This is a genomic window from Rhizobium sp. BK619, from assembly GCF_014195245.1.
Lineage (GTDB): Bacteria > Pseudomonadota > Alphaproteobacteria > Rhizobiales > Rhizobiaceae > Rhizobium > Rhizobium acidisoli.
Genome location: NZ_JACIBH010000001.1, coordinates 400,681 through 425,354, shown reverse-complemented (window position 1 = coordinate 425,354; position 24,674 = coordinate 400,681). Strand labels below are relative to the sequence as shown.

Annotated in this window: 29 protein-coding genes and 1 riboswitch; of the genes, 14 read left to right on the top strand and 15 right to left on the bottom strand. The window is 62.4% G+C overall.

What is annotated here, in order from left to right:
• The first annotated feature begins 71 nt into the window (after positions 1-71).
• A complete protein-coding gene (locus FHX14_RS01980; protein ID WP_184375796.1) occupies positions 72-602 on the top strand; it encodes a winged helix DNA-binding protein in 531 nt (176 codons plus the stop codon).
• A 55-nt stretch (positions 603-657) separates the two neighbouring features.
• Here the strand turns inward: FHX14_RS01980 and FHX14_RS01975 are convergent, their stop codons facing one another.
• A complete protein-coding gene (locus FHX14_RS01975) occupies positions 658-873 on the bottom strand; it encodes a hypothetical protein (protein WP_012555169.1) in 216 nt (71 codons plus the stop codon).
• A gap of 125 nt (positions 874-998) precedes the next feature.
• On the opposite strand from FHX14_RS01975, the gene FHX14_RS01970 reads away from it, so the two are divergent.
• Together FHX14_RS01970 and FHX14_RS01965 are read left to right on the top strand one after the other, a co-directional pair.
• Positions 999-1,622: a TetR/AcrR family transcriptional regulator gene (locus tag FHX14_RS01970; RefSeq protein WP_003594635.1), complete on the top strand. Its 624-nt coding sequence runs from the start codon at positions 999-1,001 to the stop codon at positions 1,620-1,622.
• Positions 1,623-1,693: 71 nt separating this feature from the next.
• Positions 1,694-1,888, top strand: a complete 195-nt coding sequence (locus tag FHX14_RS01965; protein WP_003594637.1) for a hypothetical protein — start codon at positions 1,694-1,696, stop codon at positions 1,886-1,888.
• A 1-nt stretch (position 1,889) separates the two neighbouring features.
• Here FHX14_RS01965 and FHX14_RS01960 read toward each other — a convergent pair whose 3' ends face one another.
• Positions 1,890-2,321, bottom strand: a complete 432-nt coding sequence (locus FHX14_RS01960) for a DUF1810 domain-containing protein (RefSeq protein ID WP_184375795.1) — start codon at positions 2,319-2,321, stop codon at positions 1,890-1,892.
• An 89-nt stretch (positions 2,322-2,410) separates the two neighbouring features.
• Entirely contained in the window at positions 2,411-2,689 is a 279-nt protein-coding gene (locus FHX14_RS01955; RefSeq protein ID WP_172643332.1) for a hypothetical protein, read from the bottom strand.
• Positions 2,690-2,963: 274 nt separating this feature from the next.
• On the opposite strand from FHX14_RS01955, the gene FHX14_RS01950 reads away from it, so the two are divergent.
• Entirely contained in the window at positions 2,964-4,334 is a 1,371-nt protein-coding gene (locus tag FHX14_RS01950; protein WP_184375793.1) for an amidase, read from the top strand.
• A gap of 66 nt (positions 4,335-4,400) precedes the next feature.
• Positions 4,401-5,261 carry a TIM barrel protein gene (locus FHX14_RS01945; protein ID WP_184375791.1) on the top strand — a complete coding sequence of 287 codons (861 nt, stop codon included), beginning with the start codon at positions 4,401-4,403 and terminating at the stop codon, positions 5,259-5,261.
• An 18-nt stretch (positions 5,262-5,279) separates the two neighbouring features.
• Here FHX14_RS01945 and betC read toward each other — a convergent pair whose 3' ends face one another.
• Positions 5,280-6,794, bottom strand: coding sequence for a choline-sulfatase (gene betC, locus FHX14_RS01940; protein ID WP_184375789.1), 1,515 nt, complete (start codon positions 6,792-6,794; stop codon positions 5,280-5,282).
• 94 nt (positions 6,795-6,888) lie between these two features.
• On the opposite strand from betC, the gene FHX14_RS01935 reads away from it, so the two are divergent.
• From FHX14_RS01935 to FHX14_RS01925, 3 genes are all read left to right on the top strand, one after another.
• Complete coding sequence (locus tag FHX14_RS01935; RefSeq protein WP_184375787.1) at positions 6,889-7,794, top strand: LysR family transcriptional regulator; 906 nt, start codon at positions 6,889-6,891, stop codon at positions 7,792-7,794.
• Between the two features lie 89 nt (positions 7,795-7,883).
• Positions 7,884-8,084, top strand: coding sequence for a hypothetical protein (locus tag FHX14_RS01930; RefSeq protein ID WP_184375785.1), 201 nt, complete (start codon positions 7,884-7,886; stop codon positions 8,082-8,084).
• A 59-nt stretch (positions 8,085-8,143) separates the two neighbouring features.
• On the top strand, positions 8,144-8,938 hold the full coding sequence (locus FHX14_RS01925) for an aldolase/citrate lyase family protein (protein ID WP_184375783.1): 795 nt from the start codon (positions 8,144-8,146) through the stop codon (positions 8,936-8,938).
• 34 nt (positions 8,939-8,972) lie between these two features.
• On the opposite strand, the gene FHX14_RS01920 is transcribed toward FHX14_RS01925, so the two are convergent.
• Positions 8,973-9,653: a hypothetical protein gene (locus FHX14_RS01920; RefSeq protein ID WP_184375782.1), complete on the bottom strand. Its 681-nt coding sequence runs from the start codon at positions 9,651-9,653 to the stop codon at positions 8,973-8,975.
• A 179-nt stretch (positions 9,654-9,832) separates the two neighbouring features.
• Here FHX14_RS01920 and FHX14_RS01915 point away from each other — a divergent pair, with 179 nt between their 5' ends.
• Entirely contained in the window at positions 9,833-10,270 is a 438-nt protein-coding gene (locus FHX14_RS01915) for a VOC family protein (protein ID WP_184375780.1), read from the top strand.
• 6 nt (positions 10,271-10,276) lie between these two features.
• On the opposite strand, the gene FHX14_RS01910 is transcribed toward FHX14_RS01915, so the two are convergent.
• The 10 genes from FHX14_RS01910 to thiM all read right to left on the bottom strand — a co-directional run bounded on the left by FHX14_RS01910 (position 10,277) and on the right by thiM (position 19,634).
• Positions 10,277-11,176, bottom strand: a complete 900-nt coding sequence (locus tag FHX14_RS01910; RefSeq protein WP_184375778.1) for an ATP-binding cassette domain-containing protein — start codon at positions 11,174-11,176, stop codon at positions 10,277-10,279.
• Positions 11,173-11,976, bottom strand: a complete 804-nt coding sequence (locus FHX14_RS01905) for an ABC transporter ATP-binding protein (protein ID WP_184375776.1) — start codon at positions 11,974-11,976, stop codon at positions 11,173-11,175. Before FHX14_RS01905 ends, FHX14_RS01910 begins: the two co-directional genes overlap by 4 nt.
• Positions 11,973-12,851 carry an ABC transporter permease gene (locus FHX14_RS01900; protein WP_179613108.1) on the bottom strand — a complete coding sequence of 293 codons (879 nt, stop codon included), beginning with the start codon at positions 12,849-12,851 and terminating at the stop codon, positions 11,973-11,975. Before FHX14_RS01900 ends, FHX14_RS01905 begins: the two co-directional genes overlap by 4 nt.
• Before the next feature lies 1 nt (position 12,852).
• Positions 12,853-13,830, bottom strand: a complete 978-nt coding sequence (locus FHX14_RS01895) for an ABC transporter permease (RefSeq protein WP_184375774.1) — start codon at positions 13,828-13,830, stop codon at positions 12,853-12,855.
• Between the two features lie 107 nt (positions 13,831-13,937).
• Positions 13,938-15,584, bottom strand: a complete 1,647-nt coding sequence (locus tag FHX14_RS01890; protein WP_184375773.1) for an ABC transporter substrate-binding protein — start codon at positions 15,582-15,584, stop codon at positions 13,938-13,940.
• 41 nt (positions 15,585-15,625) lie between these two features.
• Entirely contained in the window at positions 15,626-16,648 is a 1,023-nt protein-coding gene (locus tag FHX14_RS01885) for a glycoside hydrolase family 3 protein (protein WP_184375771.1), read from the bottom strand.
• Between the two features lie 16 nt (positions 16,649-16,664).
• Positions 16,665-17,153 carry a GNAT family N-acetyltransferase gene (locus tag FHX14_RS01880; RefSeq protein WP_184375769.1) on the bottom strand — a complete coding sequence of 163 codons (489 nt, stop codon included), beginning with the start codon at positions 17,151-17,153 and terminating at the stop codon, positions 16,665-16,667.
• A gap of 215 nt (positions 17,154-17,368) precedes the next feature.
• Positions 17,369-18,202: a bifunctional hydroxymethylpyrimidine kinase/phosphomethylpyrimidine kinase gene (gene thiD, locus FHX14_RS01875; RefSeq protein WP_184375767.1), complete on the bottom strand. Its 834-nt coding sequence runs from the start codon at positions 18,200-18,202 to the stop codon at positions 17,369-17,371.
• Entirely contained in the window at positions 18,199-18,834 is a 636-nt protein-coding gene (gene thiE, locus FHX14_RS01870; RefSeq protein ID WP_184375765.1) for a thiamine phosphate synthase, read from the bottom strand. The genes thiD and thiE overlap by 4 nt, the downstream gene beginning before the upstream one ends.
• Positions 18,831-19,634, bottom strand: coding sequence for a hydroxyethylthiazole kinase (thiM, locus tag FHX14_RS01865; RefSeq protein ID WP_184375763.1), 804 nt, complete (start codon positions 19,632-19,634; stop codon positions 18,831-18,833). The genes thiE and thiM overlap by 4 nt, the downstream gene beginning before the upstream one ends.
• Positions 19,635-19,684: 50 nt before the next feature.
• A riboswitch (TPP riboswitch) is annotated at positions 19,685-19,781 on the bottom strand.
• A 648-nt stretch (positions 19,782-20,429) separates the two neighbouring features.
• On the opposite strand from thiM, the gene FHX14_RS01860 reads away from it, so the two are divergent.
• From FHX14_RS01860 to FHX14_RS01840, 5 genes are all read left to right on the top strand, one after another.
• On the top strand, positions 20,430-21,044 hold the full coding sequence (locus FHX14_RS01860; RefSeq protein WP_184375761.1) for an invasion associated locus B family protein: 615 nt from the start codon (positions 20,430-20,432) through the stop codon (positions 21,042-21,044).
• Between the two features lie 13 nt (positions 21,045-21,057).
• Positions 21,058-22,779, top strand: a complete 1,722-nt coding sequence (locus FHX14_RS01855; RefSeq protein WP_184375759.1) for a ShlB/FhaC/HecB family hemolysin secretion/activation protein — start codon at positions 21,058-21,060, stop codon at positions 22,777-22,779.
• Positions 22,780-22,792: 13 nt separating this feature from the next.
• Positions 22,793-23,260: a hypothetical protein gene (locus FHX14_RS01850; protein WP_184375757.1), complete on the top strand. Its 468-nt coding sequence runs from the start codon at positions 22,793-22,795 to the stop codon at positions 23,258-23,260.
• A 45-nt stretch (positions 23,261-23,305) separates the two neighbouring features.
• Positions 23,306-23,860, top strand: coding sequence for a hypothetical protein (locus FHX14_RS01845; protein WP_184375755.1), 555 nt, complete (start codon positions 23,306-23,308; stop codon positions 23,858-23,860).
• Positions 23,861-23,954: 94 nt separating this feature from the next.
• On the top strand, positions 23,955-24,638 hold the full coding sequence (locus FHX14_RS01840) for a hypothetical protein (protein WP_012555143.1): 684 nt from the start codon (positions 23,955-23,957) through the stop codon (positions 24,636-24,638).
• Positions 24,639-24,674 lie beyond the last annotated feature (36 nt).

The window sequence follows — 24,674 nt, the reverse complement described above, 5'->3', positions numbered from 1 at the left end:
TTGAACTGAAAATTTATTGACGATTTATCGATAAAATGTCAACGTTTGCCCTCGGATCATGGAGAGTGGACATGGCGGATGGGCGTGGAAGACAAGCGGAAATCGGGCCGATCGTCTCCTCCGCACATCTGGCCGATGGCGCGCTTCCGGCTCTCTCGGAGCTGGAGTTCGGCCTTATCCTCGCCGGCAATGCCTTCGACCGCTGGATGGTACGCTGCATGACGGCGGCTGGCGAGCCTGGATGTGCCCCGATCGACGTGCTGGTGTTGCATTCGGTGGCGCACCGGCAGCGGCCGAAGCGGCTCGGCGATCTCTGCAGCGTGCTCGGCGTCGAGGATACGCATCTGGTGATTTATGCGATCAAGAAGCTGGAAAAGCGCGGCCTCGTGAAAAGCACGCGGGCGGGCAAGGAGAAGCTGATCGCCGCCACCGAAAAGGGCTTGGAAATCTGCCTGAAATATCGGGCGGTGCGCGAAGCGCTGCTGGTGGAATCGGTCAAGGGGCTGGGGCTCGATGCCGCGGCGGCATCGGCGGTGGCGGCGACGCTCAGGGCGCTTTCCGGCCATTATGATCAAGCAGCAAGGGCCGCCGCCTCTTTCTGACGACAGCCCTTGACGGGGGCAGGGAGAGATCCCCCGAAATGTTCAGGCGGCGTGTTCAGCCGAAGCAGGGCATCGCCGGCAGATTGGCGCGGCTTGCGATCGCCCCGATGATGTTGCCGACCGGCGTCGAGCGCGGTTCGCGTTTGCCGGCGGCCGTCTCCAGGAGTTGCTTGAAATCTTCAAGCTTCACGCCGTCGGCGCGCATCACCATGGCGATCAGGGGGTCGCGAAGGGCTTCGGATATCGTCAGGTCGTCTCTGGTCTTTCTCATGGCTTGTCCTCCTTTCGTGGGCGGTCGCCCGTGTTCCACTTTGCGCTGCCGTGTTCTCATTGACTTTCGCGTTTCGTGGTGTTACCGGTAAGTAACAATGCATTTGTTACCGATCGGTCACATCGATGTCAAGGACTACGTCCGCAAAAAAATCAGAAACTTCGAATGAAATCTCCGCCGCCGTTCCAGAAGATCGCATCCCGCCGCGGGAACGTATCGTCTCGACCGCGTCGGAGCTTTTCCGCGAGCGCGGCATCCGCGGCATCGGCGTCGATGCCATTGCCGACGCGGCGCTGACCAACAAGATGACGCTCTACCGGCATTTCGGCTCGAAGGACGAGCTCGTCTGCGAGACGCTGCGCCGCGCCTCGGAAAAGGCGGGTGCGATCTGGCGCGAGCTGGAGGCCGCCTATCCCGGCAATCCGCGCGCCCAGCTCTACGCCTGGGTGGAGATGCGGGCGCAATGTCTGAACGGCGAGCCCGCCGGCTGCGATCTCGCCAATGCCGCCATCGAACTGAAGGGCGAGGGCCATCCCGCCCACGAGATGATCGAGCGCCACAAGGCAGAACAGCGTGACCGCCTGGCGGCGCTCTGTTCGGCGGCCGATGCGCGCGAGCCTGAGCTTCTTGCCGATACGCTGACGCTGCTGCTCGAAGGTGCGCGCGTCAGCCGCCAGGCGATGGGCGCTGCCAGCTGCTGCGGTCATTTCGCCAAGGCCTGCAATGCGGCGATCGTCTCTTTCGCCTGAACCGGTTTTTCGGGAACCTTACCGCTTCCATACCGTTTTTCCCTCACCGGAGGACAAGTGGAGACCGGGAGATGAACTACGTCTATCTCAAGCGCCTGTATGCCAAACGCGCCGAGCTCGAAGCCAAGCTGGAGCTTCACGATGCGCGCTATTGTTTCGGCGAGGAAGAGGTCGATGACGGCACCGACAGCGATCTGCGTCAGCGGCTGAGTGAAATTTCCGACGAAATCGACGCACTGGAAGCAGGCCGGACCGCGAGAGCATGATCTAAGTCCTGAGGATTTCCATGGTCCGCTCGTCGAATTTCCCTTGATAGAAATGCTCGATCACCCGGTGGAAGAGTGAGCCATGGTCGCTGATCGCGGCAAACAGGGTCATCGACGAGCGCAGCTTCTGATCATCGGGCGAGCCGAGGATCTCATGCGCCGATCGGCCCTCCACCGACAGGATCGCCTCGACGCAGCGCAGCAGCCGGCTGGAGAGAATGGGATCGGCGAGATAGGCGGCGGCTTCCTCGGCCGAGCGGATCGCATATTTTTCCGCCATCGGCGAAGTGCCGAGACCTGATATCTGCGGGAAGATGAACCACATCCAGTGGGAGGTCTTGCGCCCGGCTTTCAGCTCCAAGAGCGCTTTTTCGTAGACGCCGTTCTGGGCGTCGACGAACCGGTCGAGATTGTAATCGATATCACCGGCCATGGTCCTTTTCCCTTTCCTGCATTCTGCAGCCTGGGCCAAGGTCTCCATGCCCGGCGAGGTGATTTTACCTGCGCGAGCCGAAGTCGCCTTCAGCAGACCCTTTCAGCATACGGGCTGCTCTCACGGCAATGGCCGTAAGGCTGATGGTGCGGTGCGCTGTCGCCGGCGGGGGCAGCGATGGCCGATGTCGTCACCGGGTCCGTCTCACTGGAAGAATATGCGGCGAAACCGACAAAGCTCAAGAGAGCCAGCGCGGCGACCACGACAATGCGCTCGAAGCCCGAAAGTTTCTGGGCGCTGACATGTTCCACATAGTCGCGCTCGCCCAAGCCGGTCGTTTCATCCTCTTTCACATGGAGGGTCACCATATCCTGGCGACGGGTCAAAGTTTCACAATCTGTCATCTAAATTACTCCTGCAACACATGCAGCGCCGGTCTCTCAAGAATAAACTCTCAACCCTCATGGCGGACCGACTCCCGCATGCGTGCAGCATGTGTGTCTTTAATCGCGGCAATTGAAGGGGCAATCTGCAAACTCAGTGTTCAAAAAATCGTCCTAATAAATGCAAAATATCGTGATGCTCTGGCTCGCCGGAATGATCCGGGGTAGTCCAGGGGATCATCTTTCTGTGGATCGTCTCATGAGCAAATCCTTCGGCGCGATGTCGGTCGCCCAGCTTTCCGTCCTTATTCAAGGTGGCGCGGCCGATCCGGTCGATGTGGCCGCGGCGGTCTTCGGCACCATCGCTGATTACGCCGACAAGGCGGTCTTCACCACGCTGACCGAAAGCCGCGCGATGGCGGAGGCGCGGGCCTCTTCCAAACGTTTGCGGGAAGGCCGGTCACTCGGATTGCTGGACGGTATTCCGATCGCCTGGAAGGATCTTTTCGATATCGAAGGCCTGGCGACGACGGCGGGTTCCGTCGTGCTGGCCGCCGATGCGCCGGCCAAGCGCGATGCGGCCGTCGTCGCTCTCCTCCGGCAGGCGGGCATGATCGCTATCGGCCGCACCAATATGAGCGAATTTGCCTTTTCCGGCCTCGGCATCAACCCGCATTACGGCACGCCGGTCAATCCGCGCGGCACCGATCTCCCGCGCATTCCGGGCGGCTCTTCCTCGGGTGCCGGTGTCGCCGTCGCAGCCGGCCTGGTGCCGGTGGCGATGGGCACGGATACTGGCGGCTCGGTGCGTATTCCCGCCGCTTTCAACGGCATCGTCGGCTACAAGGCGACCCGCGGCCGTCATGCGATGGACGGCGTCTATCCGCTGGCCAAGAGCCTGGATTCGCTGGGGCCGCTCTGCCGCAGCGTCAGGGATGCGGTGTGGATCGATGCGGCGATGCGCGGCCGGATCGCGCCTGACGTCGTCGAGCGTCCGCCGCAGGGGCTGGACTTGCTCGTGCCCGAAAATATCGTCTTCGACGGAGCCGAGCCGGGCGTCATCGCCGCCTTCGAAGCCGGTTTAGAACGGCTTCAAAGGGCCGGCGTCCATGTTGCCCGTGCCGTCATTCCCGCCTTCGACGCGATTTTCGATCTGATGACGAGATATGGCCCGCTGGTCACCGCCGAAGCTTTCGCGCTTCACCATGAACGCTTGGCGGGACCGGATGCGGACAGGATGGACCACCGCGTCGTCATGCGCACCCGCCTGGGAAGCAGGACGAGCCTGGCCGATTACCTGGCGATCCTCGAGGCGCGCAAACGGATGATCGCCGATGTCGAGCGCCTTGTCGGCGACCGGCTGCTCGCCTTTCCGACGGTCGCCCATGTTGCGCCGCCGATCGGACCGCTGGAAGGGGACGACGAACTGTTCTTCGCGACCAACAACAAGACGCTGCGCAACACCGCGCTCGGCAATTTCCTCGACTGGTGTGGGGTCTCCATCCCCTGCGGCACGGGTGCCTCAGGCATGCCGGTCGGCCTGCTGCTCTCGGCCACCGCCCGTCGCGACGAAACGCTGCTGGGAGTTGCCCTTGCCGCCGAGCCGGTCGTCCGCGGCGATTTCGCCTGAGGCGGCAATTGAACCGGCTGGCTTTTATTGCCATGAATGGCAGAAGGAAATCTGGGAGGAAGGCACGTGCAGATCTTGCAAAACGGACGCTTCGCGGTTTCGACGTGGTCGCTGCATCGGCTACTCGGTGCCATCCATGCCTACAGCCCCGATCCCGACAAAAGTTCTGCGCCGAAAGAACCCTATGGTCCGGGTGCCGCGGCGCTGATCGATATGCCGGCGGCGCTGGCGGCGCGCGGCATCGACCGGCTGGAGGTCTGTTCCTTCCATTTGCCGAGCCTTGAGGCCGGCTATCTAAGTGAATTGCGCGATGCGATGGCGGCCTCGAACGTGCTGTTCCAGACGCTGCTCGTCGAGGACGGCGATCCGAGCCATGCCGAGACGGCCGAACGCGACGTCAGATGGATGGCGGAGTGGATCGATATCGCCGCTGCACTGGGGGCGCAGCGGATACGCGTCATCGCCGGCAAGCAGAAACCGACCGAGGAAAACCTCGCCCGCGCCGCCCGTCACCTCGGCTGGCTGGCCGAAAAAGCCGAAGGCAGCGGTGTGCGCATCGTCGTCGAGAACTGGTTCGACCTGCTGCCGTCGCCTGTCGAGATGAACTGGCTGCTGGACCGGCTGGACGGCAAGGTCGGCCTCAACGGCGACCTCGGCAATTGGGCAGCACCGGCGAAATACGAGGGTCTGGCCGACATCATGCGCCGGGCGGAAATCTGCCATGCCAAGGCCGATTACGGCGTTGCCGGCCTCGATGCCGAAGATTACCGCACATGTCTGGAGATGTGCGAGCGGGCCGGTTATGCCGGTCCCTTCACGCTGATCTACGACTCCCCCTTCTTCCCCGACGAATGGGACGGCATCCTGCTGCAAAAGCAGTTCATCGAGGATTTCCTGCGCGAGGCGCCGGCGCGCAGGACGGCGTGATCCCAAGGATTTTCGCGCTCATTCCTGCCGCGGGAACCTTTGGTTTTCTTCGAGCACGTTCAGGTCCATATGGTTGCGCATATAGCGCTCCGAGGCCTTCTGCAGCGGCTGGTAGTCCCAGGGATAATAGGCGCCGTTGCGCAGTGCCGCATAGACCACCCAGCGGCGCGCCTGGCTTTCGCGCACGGCTGCATCGAAATCGGCAAGGTTCCAGCGCCGGCCGGCCTGGTCGGCAAGCCTCGCCAGTGTGTCGGCATGCGCCGGCTTTCCCGCCAGATTGTCGAGCTCCTGCGGGTCGGCTTCGAGGTCGAACAGCATCGGCGGGTCCTTGTCGCAGAGCGAAAGCTTGTAGCGCCCGTCCCTGAGGCAAACGAGCGGCGCTTCGGAACCTTCCGCGGCATACTCCATCGGCACGGGGCCGCGGCTGCCGGTGCCTTCGGCGAGGCCTGCGAGATCTTCGCCCTCGGTCCATGGTTTCAACGCAGTGATGTCGATCCCGGCAAGAGCCGCCAGCGTCGGCGTCACGTCGAGGGTGGAGACCGGCTGATCGATGCGCGCGGGCTTCCAGCCGGGGGCCGCGATCATCAGCGGGACGCGCGCCGATCCTTCGAAGAAGTTCATCTTGAACCAGAGGCCGCGGTCGCCGAGCATGTCGCCATGATCGGAAACGAAAAGGATGATCGTGTTGTCGGCCATGCGGGTCCGTTCCAGTACGCCGAGAATGTCGCCGATCTTCTCGTCGACATAGGAGATATTGGCGAAGTAGCCTCGCCTTGCCCGCCGGATTTCCTCCGGGCTGATGTCGAAAGCCTCGTGGTCGCAGGCTTTCATCAGCCGCTGCGAATGCGGGTCCTGTTGCTCGAAGGCGATCGGCGCCACCGCCGGGTCAAGCGCCGGGCAGTCTTCATAGAGGTCCCAGAATTTGCGGCGTGCGACATAGGGGTCGTGCGGATGGGTGAAGCTGACGGTCAGGCACCAGGGGCGTTCGTCATGGGCGCGTGAGAGATCGAACAGCTTGCGGGTGGCGTTGTAGGCAACCTCGTCGTCATATTCCATCTGGTTGGTGATCTCGGCAACGCCGGCGCCGGTCACTGAACCCAAATTGTGATACCACCAGTCTATGCGCTCGCCGGGCTTGCTATAATCGGGCGTCCAGCCGAAATCGGCAGGGTAGATATCCGTCGTCAGCCGCTCCTCGAAGCCATGAAGCTGGTCGGGGCCGACGAAATGCATCTTGCCCGACAGCGCCGTCTGATATCCGGCGGCGCGCAGATGATGCGCATAGGTCGGAATGTCGGAGGCGAATTCGGCGGCATTGTCGTAGACGCGCGTCCGGCTCGGCAATTGCCCGGACATGAAGGACGCCCGCGCCGGCGCGCAAAGCGGGCTTGCCGTATAGGTGTTGGCGAAGCGCACTGAACGTTCAGCCAATGCTTTCAGATGCGGCGCATGCAGGAAGTCGGCAGGCCCATCAGGAAACAAGGTCCCGTTCAGCTGATCCACCATCAGGATGAGAATATTCGGGCGCGCCATGTCGTTTTCCTATGCTATTTGCAGATTTTATTGAAGCGTCTATTGTCGTGCCTGTAAAGACAGCATTTTTGAATGGCTGCATAAAGGAATTTTTATGCCAGACCACCCGCTTGAGCTTCGATGGATGCGCATTTTCGTCGAGGTCGCCAGACTCGGGAGCTTTTCGTCGGCCGCAGCGCTGCTCGGGCTTACCCAGCCGGCCGTCAGCTATCAGATCCGCCGGCTGGAGGAGCAGTTCGGCGTCAGCCTGCTGCGCCGCCAGCATCGCGGCGTGACGCTGACTGCCGAAGGCGAGCGGCTTCTCGACGTCACCGCCAAAGCGGTCGGCGACATCGATGCGCTCGCCCGCAGTTTCCGCGCCGAAGCCCAACGACCGGTCGTTCGGCTCAGAACCGACTATGCCTTTTCATCGCTTTGGCTGATCCCGCGCATGGACGGCTTTCGTCTCCTTCATCCGGAAACGGACATCCAGATCGTCGCGACGCAGCGATTTGTCGCCAGTTTTCGCGACGAAGCGGATGTCGCGGTCGTTTTCGGCACGCGGGCGGAATTCGGCGCCATCGGTACGCTTCTGCTGCGGGAAAAAGTCGTGCCGGTCTGCACGCAGGGATTTCTCGATCGCAACGGCCCGTTCGAGGATACGAGACAGCTTGCCAAGGCGGTGCTGATCCATCTCGACACGGCGATGCCATCGCCCTGGTTCGATTGGCGCAGTTACCTGACTGAATTCTCCGTCCTGCGCGATATCAATGCCGGCCGCGGCGATATCAGCTTCAATACCTATTCGCTGGTCATTCAGGCTGCGTTGAGCGGGCAGGGCGTGGCGATCGGCTGGATGGGGCTCGTCGATACGCTGCTCCAAGCGGGCATGCTGGTCGAAGCCGGCCCGCCGCTTGAGGCGCAGAATCGCGGTTACTGGCTGGTGCCACCGCGATCTCCCAGCCCGCACAGCGAAAGCCTCGGTGCCTGGCTAGTGGGCGAAGTCGGAGGGAGCGGCTGACGCCGGATTATTCTCCGCCGCAGAAGCCTTGTCATCGGCGGCGGCGACCGACATTGTGGGAACGAATCCATAGCGAAAGTGACGCAAGCATGCGAACGATCGGATATATCATCGGACTGCTTATGGTCCTTTTCGGGCTGATCTGGATCGGACAGGGAAGCGGATATTTTCCCTATCCGGCCTCGAGCTTCATGATAGCCCAGACGATCTGGGTGCTGTGGGGTGCTATCCTGGCCGCAGCCGGCATTGTCGTCATGATCATCGTCTCGCGCCTGCGCCGGAGAGTATGAACGCCGCCGCTGCCGGGCAGCAATGGCCGCTGGCGGTCTGATGAATTGAGGAGAATGGCATGGGTGCGACTGAGATAGACGGCTTTGCGAACCGGATCAGGAATAGCCAGGGTGGCATGATCTCCGCCTGGGTCGGCATTCCCGACGCCATGCTGGTCAACCACTTGGCGCAGGAGGCCTTCGACGCGGTCGTGCTCGATATGCAGCACGGCATGTGGGACATGCCGTCGGCGGCCAATGCCATTGGTCAGGTACGGCTTGCCGGCAAGCCGGCCCTGGCGCGCATTCCGGTCGGCGATTTCGCCTCCGCCTCGCGGCTGCTTGACGCCGGCGCCTCCGGCATCATCGCGCCGATGATCAATTCGGCCGACGATGCGAGAGCCCTGGTCCGGACGACGAAATATCCGCCGGTCGGCGAGCGCAGCTGGGGGCCGTCGCTGGCGCTGAACCATACCGGCCTGTCGGGCGATGATTATTTGAAGAACGCAAATGCGCTCACCGTCGCCATCGCCATGATCGAGACCCGCGCCGCGCTCGATGCGATCGACGGCATTCTCGGCGTGACCGGCATCGACGGCATTTTCATCGGCCCTTCCGATCTTTCCATCGCGCTGTCGAATGGTGATCAGGTGGCGCCGAATGCTGCCGAAATCGACAGCGCCATGCAGCATGCCGTCGCGCGCTGCCGCGCCCACGGCAAATTTGCCTGCGCCTTTGCCGCCGACGGCGAGCGGGCCGGCGAACTGTTGAAATTCGGCTTCGACCTGGTCATTGCCGGCGCCGAGACCACGCAGCTGCGCTCCGGCGCCCGCCGCGCCATCGATGCCGCCCGCAGGATCGCTTCGGCCAATTGACCCAGGCGGCGGCCTCATCGTTGAGGAGCTTTGGTCAGCGGGTCGGTTTCATTGCCAGCCAGATCACATGACGGGCGCCGCCGCGTTTGCCGTTGGCGCGGGTGTTGACGGCTTCGACGGAAAAACCGCTGTCCCTGAGGCGGCGGGTAAAATCCGGATCGGGACCGGATGACCAGACGGCGAGCACGCCGCCGGGGCGAAGCGCGTCTCGGGCGGAGCGCAGGCCGGCGAAATCATAGAGCCGATCGTTGGATTTGCGGGTCAACCCATCCGGGCCATTGTCGACATCGAGCAGGATCGCGTCATAGGCGCCCTTGCCTGCACGGATCGCTTCGCCGACATCACCCTGATGGATGGCGACGCGCGGATCGTCGAGACAGCCCTTGAAGACCTCGGCCATCGGGCCGCGCGCCCAGGTGACGACGGCGGGTACCAGTTCGGCGACGGTGACGCCTGCATCCTCGGGAAGGATGGCGAGAGCGGCGCGCAGAGTGAACCCCATGCCAAGCCCGCCGATCAGCATCCTCGGCTTCGGATGCGCTTTGATCCGCTCCCAGGAAAGGGTCGCCAGCGCCTCTTCCGAGCCGCTGAGGCGGCTGTTCATCAGCTCGTTGGCGCCGAGCATAATCGAGAATTCACTGCCGCGCTGCTTCAGCCTGAGTTCGCCGCCTTCGCCGGGAATGGTCGCGGAATCGAGCTGGATCCAGGGCAGCATGACGGTTTCGCCTCACTTGAAAGAACCGTCCCCTAGCATAGGGTGATGAGCGGGGCCAGTCAGCAGGCCTCGGGAAAAGCGGGGTGGTGGACAGCTGTCGGTGTTGGGGCTCCTCACACGTCCTTTGTTGGACGAGGCGACGCCTCGGAGATTGCAACGACATTTTGGAGATCGGAAACATGGCGCTCAAGCGGATGGACAATGTAGGCATCGTCGTCGAAGACCTGGCAGTGGCGATTGATTTCTTTGGCGAACTCGGCCTCGAGCTCGAAGGACGGGCCATGATCGAAGGAGAATGGGCCGGACGTATCACTGGACTGGGCGATCAGCGTGTCGAGATTGCCATGATGCGCACGCCTGATGGCCACAGCCGGCTCGAGCTCTCCCGCTTCCTCATGCCCGATGTCGTCGCAGATCACCGCAACGCTCCGGTCAACGCGCTTGGCTATCTCCGTGTCATGTTCACCGTTGACGACATTGACGACACGCTTGAAAGGCTTCGCGCGCGTGGTGCGCAGCTCGTCGGCGAAGTCGTCCAGTATGGAGATACATATCGGCTCTGCTACATAAGAGGCCCCGAAGGGCTTCTCCTCGGCCTAGCCCAGGAACTCAGCTGAGGCGCCTCAGATCATTCGTATGAAATGCTGCGGCTCCACTTCGACGATCTCGTCCTGCTGCGCGGCGGAACGGCGGCGGATATCCTCCACCTCGTCGGGTCTGAGGCGTGCCTTCGGGTCCTCGAAGCGGACGTCGGGATCGGGCACGGCCGAAAGCAGCAGCCTTGTATAGGGATGCAGCGGATTGTCGATCACCCCCGCGGTGCTGCCCCATTCGACGATCTGGCCGGCATACATCACGGCGATATCTTCGGCGACATAGCGGGCGGTGGCGATGTCATGGGTGATATAGAGCAGGCCGAGATTCATCTCCTGCTTCATCTCGTTCAGCAGATTCAATACGCCGAGGCGGACGGAGACATCGAGCATGGAGGTCGGCTCGTCCGCCACGATCACCTCCGGCTGGACCGCAAGCGCCCGGGCGATGTTGACGCGCTGGCGCTGGCCGCCGGAGAGTTCATGCGGATATTTCGGCGCGACGAGATCGGGATCGAGCCGTACGCGCGTCAGCAGTTCGCGGACCGCGACGTCGATCTCGGCTCCCTTGATCTCCGGGCGATGCAGCTTCAGCGGCCGGCGGAGATGGTGGGCGATGGTATGGGCGGGGTTGAGTGAGGCGAAGGGGTCCTGGAAGATCATCTGCACCGAGCGGCGGTAGCGGCCGATCTCGGCGGAATTCGCCGCCTCGACCGGCCGGCCCTTATAGAGGATGCGGCCCGATGTCGGCAGATATTCGCGCATCGCCATGCGGGCGCAGGTCGTCTTGCCGCTGCCGGATTCGCCGACGAGCGCCAGCGCCCGGCCGGCATGCAGCGAAAAGGAAATGGTGCGCGCCGCATGCACGGCCGCCGAACCATGGCCGAAACTCTTGGTGACGGTGTCGAGCGCGAGGATGGCGTCGCTCATAGCAGCACTCCTCCGTGAAGCGAGGGGAAGGAGGCCCAGAGCTTTTTCGTATAGTCGTGCTCCGGCGTCCGGTAGATCGCTTCGGCCGCGTTCTGCTCCACCAGCCTGCCTGACAGCATGATGCCGATGCGGTCGCAGAACTGCACCATCAGCCCGAGATCATGAGTGATGAAGAGCACGGAGAAACCGAAGCGGCGGCGGAGCTCGTTGATGCGCTGCAGGATTTCGCGCTGGACGACGACATCGAGCGCCGTCGTCGGCTCGTCCATGACGACGAGCTTCGGATCGAGCGCCATGCAGATGGCGATGACGATGCGCTGGCGCATGCCGCCGGAAAACTGGTGCGGATAGTCGCGCATGCGATCCGGCGCGATATCGACCAGCGTCAGCATTTCGGCGGTGCGCTCGCGGGCCGCAGCACGGCTCATGCCCTTGTGGGTGCGCAGCATGTCGTAGAATTGCGTCTCGATGCGCAGCACCGGGTTCAGCGAGTTCATGGCGCTCTGGAAGACCATGGCGATTTCGCGCCAGCGGAAGGCGGCAAGGGCCTGCTGGTCGAGATCGAGCACGTCGCGGCCGTCAAGCAGGATGCGGCTCTCCTTGCGGATTAGCGCCGGCGGCTTGTGCAGGCGGCTGATGGCGAAGGCGATGGTGCTCTTGCCGCAGCCGGATTCGCCTGCGAGCCCGAAGACCTCGCCGGGTGCGACGTCGAAATTGACGTCGTCGACGGCGCGGAAATCCTTCTCCTCGCCGATATAATCGATGGTGAGGTTTCTCACCGACAGCAGCGGCTGTGTCACAGGCGGCCCTCCCCGGAACGGACGAGCAGCGACCAGCGCTTCAGGTGATTGCCGGTGCGCAGACGCGGATTGGCGATCTCGTCGACGGCGAAATTCAGCAGCGACATGCCGATGCCGAGGAAGGCGAGGGCAAAGCAGGGGGTGAGAATATCCCACCAGGCGCCGACCGAAAGTGCCGAGGCCTTCTGCGCATTATAGAGCATGGTGCCCCAGGAGATCGCGCGGGGATCGCCGAGGCCGAGAAACTCCAGCGTCGCCTCGGTGATAATAGCGAAGATCACGCTGCCGATGAAATTGATGCCGACGATCGATATCACATTGGGAAAGATCTCGAATGTCATGATGCGCCATTGCGGCTCGCCCATCATCTCGGCGGATTTGACGAAATCCTTGTGTTTGACGGAGAGCGTTTCGGCGCGGGTGACGCGGGCGCCCCAGGCCCAGGAGGTGGCCCCGAGGATCAGCGCGATGACGACGGGGCTTGCCTGGCCGATGAAGGCGGCGAGCACGAGCAGCAGCGGCAGATTGGGAACGACTAGCACCATATTGGTGAAGAAGCTGATGACCTCGTCGGTCTTGCCGCCGCGATAGCCGGAAATGATGCCGAGCGCGGTGCCGACGAGCGTAATCAGCAGGCCGGCGCCGAAGCCGACGGCGAGCGATGTGCGGGCGCCATAGATCAGCCGGGCAAAGACATCCTGGCCGATGCGGGTGGTGCCGAGAATATGGTCGAGAGACGGCGGCTGGTGCGGCCGCCCGGTGCGGGCGGCGGGATCATATTGCGTCAGCAGCGGTGCTGCGATCGCAACGATGACGATGACGGCGATGATGACGAGGCCGGTGAGCGCCTTGCGGTTTCGAAGCAGGGTTTTCATCTCATGCTCCCTTCAGCCGCGGGTCGAGCAGGATATAGCTGACGTCGACGATGAAATTGGCGATCAGCATGGTCGCTGTCATGATGAGGAGCTGGCCCTGGATGACGGGGTAATCGCGGGCGAGGATCGCCTGGTAAAGAATATTGCCGAGACCGGGATAGTTATAGACGACCTCGGTCACCAGCGAGCCGCCGAGAATGGTGCCGATGGCGATGGCAAGGCTGGAGACGGTCGGCAGCAGGGCGTTGCGCGCCGCGTACCAGAGCATCACATGCCGGTCGGACAGCCCCTTGGCGCGGGCCATGACGATATAGTCCTCACCGAGCAGATTGATCATGTTGTTGCGCATGGTCACGGTGAAGCCGCCGATCAAAACGGTGCAGAGTGTGACCATCGGTAGGATGCCGTGATAGGCGACGCTGCCGAGATATTGCAGGCTGAAAGCCGGATCGAGCGAGGGGTCGGCGGCATAGCCGTTCGGGAACCAGCCGAGCGTGAAGCCGAAGATGAAGAGCACGATCAGCGAGGTGACGACGGCCGGCACTGAGGTCGCGAAGATCGCGCCGACGGAAACGAAAACGTCGAACCTGCTGCCGCGGCGCCAGGCGGCGGCGATGCCGAGAAGGGTGCCAAGCCCAAAGCTGATGATCGTCGCAGTGCCCATCAGGCTGACCGTCCAGATAAGGGCATGGCCGAGCACCGAGGTGACCGGCAGCGGGAAATATTTGATCGAGCGGCCGAGATCGCCGGTGAAGATGCTGCCGAGATAGATGAGATATTGCTGCCAGAGCGGCCCATCGACGAAGCCGAAGGTGAGCTTCAGCGCCTGCAGGCTTTCCGGCGGCAATTCGGTGCCGGCGCTCGAAAACATGATCTGCACCGGATCGCCCGGCATCAGCCGCGGCAGGAAGAAATTGATCGTCGCTGCCGCGATGAAGGCTGCCATGTAGAAAACGAGGCGGCGAAGCAGGAAAGCCATGAGAACTCCGTCGTGACGGGAGCGGCGCTTCTGGATGAGCATGATGTCATCCGAAAACCGCTTACACTTTTCGGCATCATGCTCTGACGCCGCTCCCGGGAGGTGTCTTACTTGACCGGCTTGAGCGCGAGCAGGTTCAGGAGGCGTGCCGGATTGGTGCGCGAGATCGACGGATTGACGAAGGGATTTTCCTTGGTCGACCAGCCGGTGAAACGCTTGGTGTTGTACTGGTACCAGTTCGGATTGTTGAACACCGGAATCATCGGCATGTTTTCGGCGACGATGCGCTGCGCCTTGTTCATCGCGTCCTTCTGCTTGGCAAGGTCCGCGGTCTGGGTGAACTCGGTGACGAGCTTTTCGACATCGGGATTGAACCAGCGCTGCGCGGTGAAGCGGGTCTTGCCCTTGTCCGAAGCGCTGAAGGCGCGCTTGTAGGGATAATAGGGCGAGGCCGAGGCCGGCAGGCTGTTGATCGCCGCATCGAAGGTGCCGTTGATGAGGTTGCCGGTCCAGACGGCTTCTTCAGGCGTTTCGATCTTGGCGTCGATGCCGACCGCCTGCATGCCTTCGACGGCGAGATTGACGGTGTCGATCCAGTCGGTCCAGGCGCTCGGGACGATGATCGAGAAGGAGATCTTGCTGCCGTCGGGATTGTCGCGGAAACCGTCGCCGTCCTTGTCCTTGTAACCCGCCTCGTCGAGCAGGGCCTTGGCGGCGTCGGCGTCATAGGTCGCGAACTTGCCGAAGTCTGATTTGACGGAGGGGTCTGCCCAGCTCTTGTAAAGCTCGCCCATCAGGCCGGGGTCCTCGTTCAGCGTCGGATAGCCGTAGCCGGCGACGTCGATCATCGTCTTGCGGTCGAGCGCCATCGAGACTGCCTGGCGGAATTTCAGGTCGTTGAAGGCCTTCTTGTTGTTCTCGTTCGCCGTTTCCAGGTTGAACAGGAAGGCGACCATGCTGCTCGGCGAATACCAGTAGTGGAAATGCGCCGGATCCTTGGACACATAGACATTGTCGATATCGGGAATGAAGGAGACGCCCCAGTCGAGCGTGCCGTCGGCCGTTGCCGTCAGCATCTGGTTGTTGTCGGCAAGCTGCGGGAAACGCATGCAATCGACCTTCAGATGTGCGTTGTCCCAGTAGTTCGGGTTGCGGCACTGGTCGTAGGTCTGGCCGGTGAAGCGCGGAACCTCGGTCAGCGGGCCGCTGCCGACCGGGTTCTCGTTGGCGAAAGTGACCGGATCGGCGACGTCCTTCCAGACATGTTCCGGAACGATCGGCAGCTGCGAGATCTGCTCGGCAGCGAGCGAGCTCGGATTGGCGAGCGTGAAGCGCACCGTCTGGCCGTCGACGGCTTTGACATCGGTGATGAAGCTCCAGATGCTGACGAAGTCGAGCGCCGGGAATTTCTTCAGGTAGTCATAGGTGAACTTGACGTCGGCTGCGGTCAGCGGCTTACCATCAGACCATTTCAGGTTCGGGCGCAGCTTGAAATCGATGCTCTTCAGATCGTCGGAGAGTGTGAAGCTTTCGGCCAAACGATAGACCGGCTTGTTGCTGTCGAAGCGGTTGAAAATAACCAGCGGCTCGTAGATGAAATCGAGCGTCGACTGGCGCGACGAGGTCTGGTTGAACGGGTTGAAGTTGCGAACCCAGGTCGTCGCCGGTTCGATATTCGCCGTCAGGACCGTTTGCGCCATGGCGGAGCCCGAAAGCAGCGTCAGTGCTGTGGCGGCAAGAAGATGTTTTTTCATGTCTTATTCCCCTTTTTTATACGGTGAGAGATGGCGCGCCGTCAGGAGACCAACGCGCTTGCAAACATGTCTTCGACTTCAGCATGGGCGGCGCGGACGTCGATCTGGAGATTGCCGAGGCGGGCTTTGCCGGCGGCGATCCGCTTGAGAGCGGCGTCCGTCAGCGGCCGGGCGGCTTTGGCGGCTGCTTCGCTTTCCCTGATGTCGCCATGGCTGTGGAGGGCGATGTCGAAGCCGGCGTCGAGCACCTGTCGGACGCGTTCCGGCAGGGTGCCGGAGAGCGATTCCATGAAGATGCAGTCGGAAATCAGCACGCCGTCGTAACCCAAATCGTTGCGGATGACGTCGTGCATGACCGGCGAGATGGAAGCGGGCAGCTCCTTGTCGTAGGCCGAGTAGACGACGTGGGCGACCATGGCCCAGGGCGTATCCTTCAGCGCCACGAAGGGCTTGAAATCGGTGGCAGCGAGCGTCTCGCGGCTGGCGTCGACCACCGGGCGCTCCTTGTGGGAATCCAGCGTCGCGCGGCCGTGGCCGGGAATGTGCTTCATCACCGGCATGTTGCCGGTCTCGAGCAGGCCGTCGACCACCTCGCGGCCGAGGGCGGCGATGACATCAGGATCGGGGCCGAAAGAGCGGGCGCCGATGACCGCGCTCGTCGTCGCGAAGACGAGGTCGAGAACGGGCGAGCAGCCGCTGGAAAGGCTGAGTTCCGTCATCATCGCCCCCATGGCCTGGGAGGAAAGGCGCAATGCTCTTTTGCCGAGCGCGAAATCGCGGCGCGCCAGTTCGGCGAACTGGCCGAAGCTGCGGAAGAGCGGCCAGGGGCCGGCATCGAGATGCTGCACGCGGCCGCCTTCCTGGTCGGTGAAAACAAGCGCATCGTCGCGGCCGACGGCTTCGCGGAAGCGTTCGATCAGCCGCTTCGTCTGCTCCGGCTCGCGCTGATTGCGCCGGCCGACGAAGAGGCCGAGCGGATTGGTCTCGCGAAACAGGGCGAATTCTTCATCCGACAGGACCGGATTGGGAAGGCCGACGAAAAGGGCGAGCGGGGTCGAGGACAATTCTGTAACTCCGGGATCAGATGGTCAGGTCGGCCATGCGTCTCAGCATGCCTTCGTAGATGCCTTTGTCGGGGGCGGGGATGATGATGGCGCCTGCGGTCTTCGCGTAAAAATCGACCGGGCCGGCATCGCCGATGAAAGCATAGGCATGGCCAAGCGTCTTCATGGTCTGAAGGCAGGCGGAAAACAGGGCGAGGCCGATACCCTTGCCGCGGGCCTCTGGGTCGACGCCGGTCGGGCCGAAGAAGCCGCGCGCCGTCGTATCGTAACAGGCAAAGCCGAGCAGCTTACCGCCGTCGACGGCGATCAGGCAGGCGACAGGCTGGCGGGAGAAAGCGACGGAGACTTCGCTTGCCCAGTTCTCGCTGAAATGCTGGCGAACCCATTCGACGACGATATGCAGTTCCGGGGGGAGGGCCGGGCGGATGGCGGCACCGACATGATCGGCCTTCCGACTCAGATCGGCAAGCTTTGTGGAGTATAGACTCACAAGCAGGTCTGGCACCGGTCATTCCTCCTCATGTTCCGTTATTGCGGAATATATCCCCTTTTAATGTCATAGACTTGGCTATCTGGCTGAGCTTGTCAACTGCGTTTTTCAAATGGTGCGATGCTGCTCGCTACGATGCTCCCGCTCAAAAGCAAGCTGGCTGCCGAAAGTAAAAACGGCCCGGGGAGCCCGAGCCGTTTCGATTGAAGGGGTGCGTCGATGATGGATGCTTATTCCGTCACTTTCCAAAGCGCATGAAAGTGCTGCACCGGCCCGTGGCCGGAGCCGACCGTGAGGCTTCCGGCAGCGGCGACCGCGCCGGCGAGGTAATCCTTGGCGATGGCGACCGCCTCCGGCACCGAGGCGCCCTTGGCAAGCTCAGCCGCCAGCGCGCTCGACAGCGTGCAGCCGGTGCCGTGGGTGTTCTTGGTCGGCACCCGCCGGGCTTCGAACCAGTGCAGGCCATCGGCCGTGGCAAGCACGTCGGGGCTGTCGTCGCTGTCGAGATGGCCGCCCTTGACCAGCACCGCGGCCGGACCGAGCGCCCGCAGGCCTTCGGCCTGCGCCGCCATCTCAGCCCGGTTCGTTGCGACCGGCTGGTGCAGCAGGGCGGCGGCTTCAGGCAGGTTCGGGGTCAGCAGTGTCGCCAGCGGCAGCAACCGGCGGGTCAGCACGTCGACGGCTTCGGGCGCAAGCAGGGCGGCACCGCCCTTGGCGATCATCACGGGGTCGATGACGATGGGGATGCCGCGGCGGTCGGCCGGTGCTGCGGCCAGAGCTGCGTCGAGTGCGGCGGCGACGGCCTCGGCGATGCCGGCATTGGCGATCATGCCGATCTTGACGGCATCGACGCGCACATCAGCAAAGACGGCATTGATCTGATCGGCGACGAATGGAGGCGGCACCAGATGCACGCCGCTGACGCCTTGCGTGTTCTGCGCCGTCAGCGCCGTCAGCACCGCCATGCCGTAGACGCCGCGGGCGGAAAAGGCCTTGAGATCGGCTTGGATGCCGGCGCCGCCCGAGGGGTCGGAGCCGGCGATGGAGAGGACGTTGCGGATCATGCGCGGGCCTTTCGAATTTCTGCGGCGATGCGGCGCGTGGCGGCTTCCGGGTCCGGCATGCCGCAGATGGCGGAGACGACGGCAAGCCCGCGGGCGCCCGCGGCAAAGACTTCGGCCGCATGCTCCGCCTTGAGCCCGCCGATGGCGACCGACGGCACCGGCGAGGCCTTCACCAGCTTTGCCAGGCCGTCAAAACCGATCGGCTGCTTATGGTCGGCCTTGGTCGGGGTCGCAAACACCGGCCCGACGCCGGTATAATCGACGAGGCTGCGATCGACGCCAGAGGCAAGCGCCGCAGTCTCGACCGACAGACCGAGGATCATGTCGGAGCCGATCATCGCCCGCGCTGTCGCCGCATCCATATCCTCCTGGCCGATATGCAACCCGTCGGCTCCGATGGCGATCGCCGCCTCGACATCGTCGTTGACGATGAGGCGGGCGCCGGTGCCATCAAGCGCCTGTTTCAAGGCGCGACCGGTCTCGATCATCGCGGCCGTGCCGGCTTGTTTGTCGCGCAGCTGCACCATTGTCGCGCCGCCGGCAACGGCAAGCCGTGCCGTTTCGACCATGCCGATCCCGGCGCAGAGGCCAGGATCGAGGACGAGATAGAGCGAAAGGTCGAAGGTCTTCATGCCGCCGATATCCTTGCCCTGGCATCGAGCGTTTCGGCGTCGAGTGCGTGCAGCGCATCGAGAAAGCGCCAGGCGAAGGAACCGGGACCGGCCGCATCGAGTGCTGCCTCCTCGCCGGCGATGGCGAAGGTTGAAAGGGCTGCGACCGTCGCGCCGAACAGGTCCTCGGGCACCGTGGCGGCAAAGGCGCCGACCAGGCAGGTGAGCGAGCAGCCGAGTGCGGTGACCTGCGGCATCAACGCCGATCCGCCGGTGATGCGCACCGCTCGCTCGCCGTCGGTGACGAAATCGACAGCACCGGTAACGGCGACGATCGCCTGCTGCCGCTCAGCAAGCCATCGCGCCGACCCTTCGGCCTGCTCGACCGGATCGCGGCTGTCGACGCCCTGGCCGCGGCTCTCGCCGCCGGCAAGAGCGATGATCTCGGAAGCGTTGCCGCGGATGATCGTCGGCTTGAGCGCCAGCAGACCGGCGACCGCATCGCGCCGGAAGGCCGTGGCATAATGGGCGACCGGATCGAGCACCCAGGATTTGCCGGCCGCGGTTGCCGCTTTCGCCGCCGCCTGCATGCCGTCGATCCATTGCGTCGACAGCGTGCCGATATTGACCGTCAGCGCGCTGGCGATGCCGGCGAATTCGCCGGCTTCTTCAGCCGCATGCACCATGGCGGGCGAGGCGCCGGCGGCCAGGAGAACATTCGCGGCGATGTTCATCGCCACGTAATTGGTGATGCACTGAACGAGCGGCGGCTTCTCGCGCATCGCCGTCAGCATGGCTCCTGGTGTGGTCCTGGTCTGCATGTGGCCCCTTTCAGGCGGGGGCGGGCACGGGGTAAATCGTGCGGGCTAAGCCGCGACCCCGAGCGACTCCCTCCGCCGGCATTATCCGGTTCAGGTTCGAAGGGTGCTTCTCAGCCCGTCTGTCGACGGGCGCCCCTGTCTCTCATCGCGCCCTTTTTCGCAGAGAACGGGGCGGATGTCATCTCGAAAATGACAGTCCTGCGACGGCGCAGCGAGAGACGGGAGGTCGCCGCCGATTCGGGTCTTGATCGGGTTTTCGCGAATGCTGGGCCGCGAATTCCGTCCTGGACTGCGTCGGCCGTTGCGGTTTCGCCATGCGGTTGTCCCCTCATTCGCAGATAAACAACAGTAGCAACCCGGGGGTGTAAGGAATTCCCGAAATACATCTCTGTATTTGGGAGCGGCATCGGGAATGATGCAGGCGCCTCGGAGCGTCTTTTCTTCAAAATGAGTGCAGCTCATCTTCCGCAGGATTCTCCGGATGTCGGAGGGTGAGGAATTATTCATCCTATCCGTCTATGCGCCTGATTTTCAATGATAACTAGCAGGTGACCAGCTTCGCGTAAGTTGCGCATCGTCTCATGGGTCTCGCCAATCAGTTTCATTCGAATTTTGGAATCTGTTGGCGATTTCGTTGCGAGTGGGGTCTCGGGCAAACTGAACGTAATCTCCCAGAACGCGAAGTAAATACCTAACGCAAACTTTACCGTGCTGACACGTTAAGGTTGACCGAATTGCGGATTGTAGCGATATGACTTTCGACGAGAATAAAATCTTCCTGAAGTTGCATTTTAAATGAAGACATTTTTGAAAAGCAGCATGAAGCGGGGTCTCCGGACGAGTGCCCCCATTCTGATATCGATCGCCTATGCGACCCCATCCTTTTCGCAATCTCCCGGCACCCAAGAGCCGGAGCAGGTGCAAGCGCCGACCCAATCGGCGCCGGCGCTAAAATCTCAGAAATTCGACGACTGGTATTATCGCTGCACCGGTGCGGCAGGCGCTGAGGCTTGCGAAGTCGCACAGGTGGCAGAAGTCACCAAGGACGGTAAACCCGTCAATATCTTGACGCTGGCGATATCGGCGCCGCCTGCCGCGCCTTCCGACAAGGACAAGGGCAAGCCACGGCTGATGCTGACCGCCCTTCTGCCGCTCAACGTTTTCCTGCCCGCGGGCCTGTCGATCAAGGCCGACGGCAAGCCCGTCGCCAAGCTCGACTATCGCAACTGCAACCAGACCGGATGCTGGGCGCAGCTGGCGCTGGATACGAAAATGACCGCGGCTTTGAAGAAGGGCGCCGCCGCCGAAGGGCTGGTGCGGCTGATGAACGGCCAGGACGTCAATATCCGTTTCTCGCTGAAGGGGCTGAAGCCGGCCCTCGATGAACTTCAGTCCGTCGCCGCGAAGTAGCCGAATTTCACCCATGACCACAGAAATTCGATACTTTTTGGTTACTGGCGCTGCTCTCGCAGTGGCGATCGCCCCCGCTTATGCGCAAACGCCTGCCGATGATTTCAACCGCCGCCAGGAGGAGCAGTCGCAGACGCAGCGGCTGGATGCCCTGCGCCGCGCAACACCCGGCGGCGGCGCGGATGCGGAAAACGGCGCTTTGCCCGCCGGCCCCGGCAAGGGTGCCTGTTTCGACATCACGCGGGTCGTGATCGAGGGGGCGAACCTGCTGTCGACCCAGGAGATCGGCAGGGTGACGGCGCCTTACGGCAACCGCTGCGTCGGCCTTGCCGAGATCAATGCGGTGCTGAGGGATGTCACGCATCTCTATATCGATCATGGCTATGTAACCTCGCGGGCCTATGTGCCGCAGCAGGATATCCGCAAAACCAGGATTCTCCGTCTGCTGGTCGTCGAAGGCACGCTCTCCGACATCTATCTCAACGGCCGGAAAGTGGCCGGAAACGCTTCGCTGGCGACCGCCTTTCCCGGCCTGATCGGCCGTGTCGTCAATATCCGCGATATCGAGCAGGGGCTCGACCAGATGAACCGGCTGCAGGCCAACGATGCCAAATCGGCGATGCTGCCGGGCCCGAAGGACGGAACCTCGATCCTCAACATCGAAAACCGGGCGGGTCGGCCCTGGCATGTCTCCGTCGCTAACAACAATATGGGGCAGCAGAGCACCGGCTTTTCCCGCAGTTCGGCATCGCTCGGCTTCGACGATCTGCTTGGCATCAATGACCAGTGGAATTTCTCCTACGAGCATAGCGGCCCGAGCTATCCGTGGAGCGACGACGGAAGGGGATATGGCAACAGCTATTCCGGCAGCGTCAGCGTCCCCTACGGTTACTCCACCCTCTCGCTGAACGGCTCCTGGTACCAATATGAAAGTGCGGTCGAAGGAAACTTCAGCACGCTCGAAACCTCCGGCAATTCGGGGCAGGTGGGTCTCGGCATCGATCGCGTTATCTCCCGCGACAAGGATTCGATCACCACGGTCCGCAGCGGCCTGACCTACAAGCAGACCAACAACTTCCTGCTCGGCAATCTGATCGAGGTCGGCAGCCGCCGCTATACGGTCGGTGATATCGGTATTTCCCATTCCCGCCGCATGTTCGGCGGCATCTGGATGTTCGACGCCAGCTTTGACAAGGGGCTCGGTCTCTTCGATGCGGTTAACCCGGGGGATCCGGGTGCCGGCAATGCCGATCCGCGGTTTTCGAAATTCAACGCCACCATCAGCGTGACACAGCCATTCCAGACCGCCGGCAGGCAGTTCGAATTCACCTCGCTGCTCAGCGCTCAATATTCCCCCGACAATCTGCTCGGCGCCGAACAGATCTCGCTCGGCGGTTACAGCAACGTCCGCGGCATGCGCGAAAGCGTGCTCTTCGGCAATAATGGCATGTTCAGCCACAACGAGATCGTCTGGCGAACGCAATCCAACCAGGGCGGCGGCGCTGCTGCGAAGGCATTCGGGGAACTGCGTCCCTATCTCGGCTTCGATTACGGCCACGTCTACGCGCAAAAACGCTTCGACATATCAGGCGGCGACCTCGCCAGCTGGACGGCCGGCATCCGGGCCGTCGGCGGCAATATCAGTGCCGACCTCGGCTATTCCGACATTGTTGCAAGCAGCCTCGACGATGTCGACGGCGGGCTCTTTTATTTCAGCGCATCCGCTCATTGGTAACGAAAGCAGGACCATGACCACCCGCAATATTTCGACGAACAAGCACGCCAACACCCTTTCAAGATCGAAGGCGCTGATCCTTGCTCTTTCCATGTCGCTTGCCGGCTGTGCCGGGCGGGAGGCACGCCCGGTCGCTTCGACCAACCCGTCCGACAGCGCCTTCGATTGCGCCGGCATCGCGCGGGAGTTCGAGGCCAACGAGCGGCAGATCTCCTCGACGGTGAAGGAGCGCACCGATGCGCAGGGCAAGAATATCGTGCTCGGGGCGACCGGTGTGCTGCTGTTTCTGCCGGCGCTGTTTTTCATGGACCCGAAATCGCCTGAGAAGGTCGAGATCGACGCTTTGCGCAACAGGAACAATGTCCTGACCAGCATCGCCAAATCGAAGGGATGCCCGGCGCCCAAGTCCCAGCTGACCGAGCTCTACAAGCATCTCGACAGCAAGCCGAAGCCGGCATCGTCCTCGGACAATCGGAACTGAATTTGGCGGGCACGCAAATCTTATAAATGAAGTCCGGAGTTTCCTATGCGTTTCGTGCGTTTTCTAACCCTTCTCCTGCTGGCGGCGACGTTGGCATCCTGCGTCACCAGCGATCCCCGGCTGGTCTCGGCCCTCAAGAAAACTTCGGTCTCGCAGATCCGCGTCGAGACGGCGCCGGATATCACCATGGGCGGCTTTTTCGACCGCACAAAGCCGGACCCGCAGCTGCCCGCGGTGGTGCGCACACTGCAGAGCACCATGGCGCGCGAGTTGACCGGCCTGCCCGGCGGTCCGGTCAAGGGCCGTCTGGTCGTGACTCTGCATAGGGTCGATGTGTCGAGCAAGGCGGGACGGGTGATTGCCGGAAACGACAGCTACATCCAGGGAACGGTGCGGCTCGAGGATGCCAAGACCGGCCAGTTGATAGCCGAAGCCCAGAGCATTCGCGGTGAAGACAAGGGCGTGAGGGGAGATGGGGAAATCGGCATCGTCATTGCCATGGCCATTAATGCGGCCCAGTCCCAGGGCGAGGACGCGCTCGCCCAAAAGCTCTCCAATTCCTTCACCCGCAATGTGAAGACCTGGCTCACCCAGAAATAGGTTCTGCAATGCAGCAGTCATATTGTCGAAGGGATGGCGACAGGTCCTTGCCGGCGTTTGATCCCCTCCCTCAATCGAAACGGAGAAAATTCGTATGACCAAAAGAGCTTTTGCCGTTGCGGGATTGAGCATCATAGCCGTGCTGTTGGCATCGTGCGGGACAAAGGATCCCGCGATGGTCGCCAGCGAAAGAGTGGCAAAATCCACCGAGATTCTCAACGCAAGAAAACAAAAAGGCGCGTTGATACTGGCGCGCTTTGTCTATCCCGGCCTGTTCGGCCCTGTCCGGTGCCCAGGGGATATCCGGCTTCGCAAGCTTGTCAATGGCGCACCTGACGAATTGGCCGCCCCTGTTGGCTTTTGGACGGCTTACAGGTGGCTTCTGCCGGAGCAAAAAAAGCCTGCGGATCCGAAGGGCAATTTGCTGAACCCTATCGGAGATGCGAAAGACTACGAGCGCGCCTTTCAACCCATCGCGCCCGGTACCTATGTCGTTACCTACGCCTCCTGCGAGCTCTCTTCCCCGAACGGAACCTTGAAGCTTGAGGCAGGCGGCGACCATGATGGTCTGTTTAGCTATATCAGTGCACTGGAAGGTTCGAGCACGATTACGATTGGCGAGGGCCAGATCGTCGATGCCGGCTATTTCCGTGTCCAGGGGACGAAGACCCACCCGGTCGTGGTCGGGCAGGAAGCAAGCGCGGCCGAGCGCGAGGTCATGAGGGAGGTTCTTCCGGGAGCCTATTCCTCCATCACGTTCAAGAAATTCGGAGAATAGCAAACCGGACGCCTGCACGGACGCGCCAAATCGCGT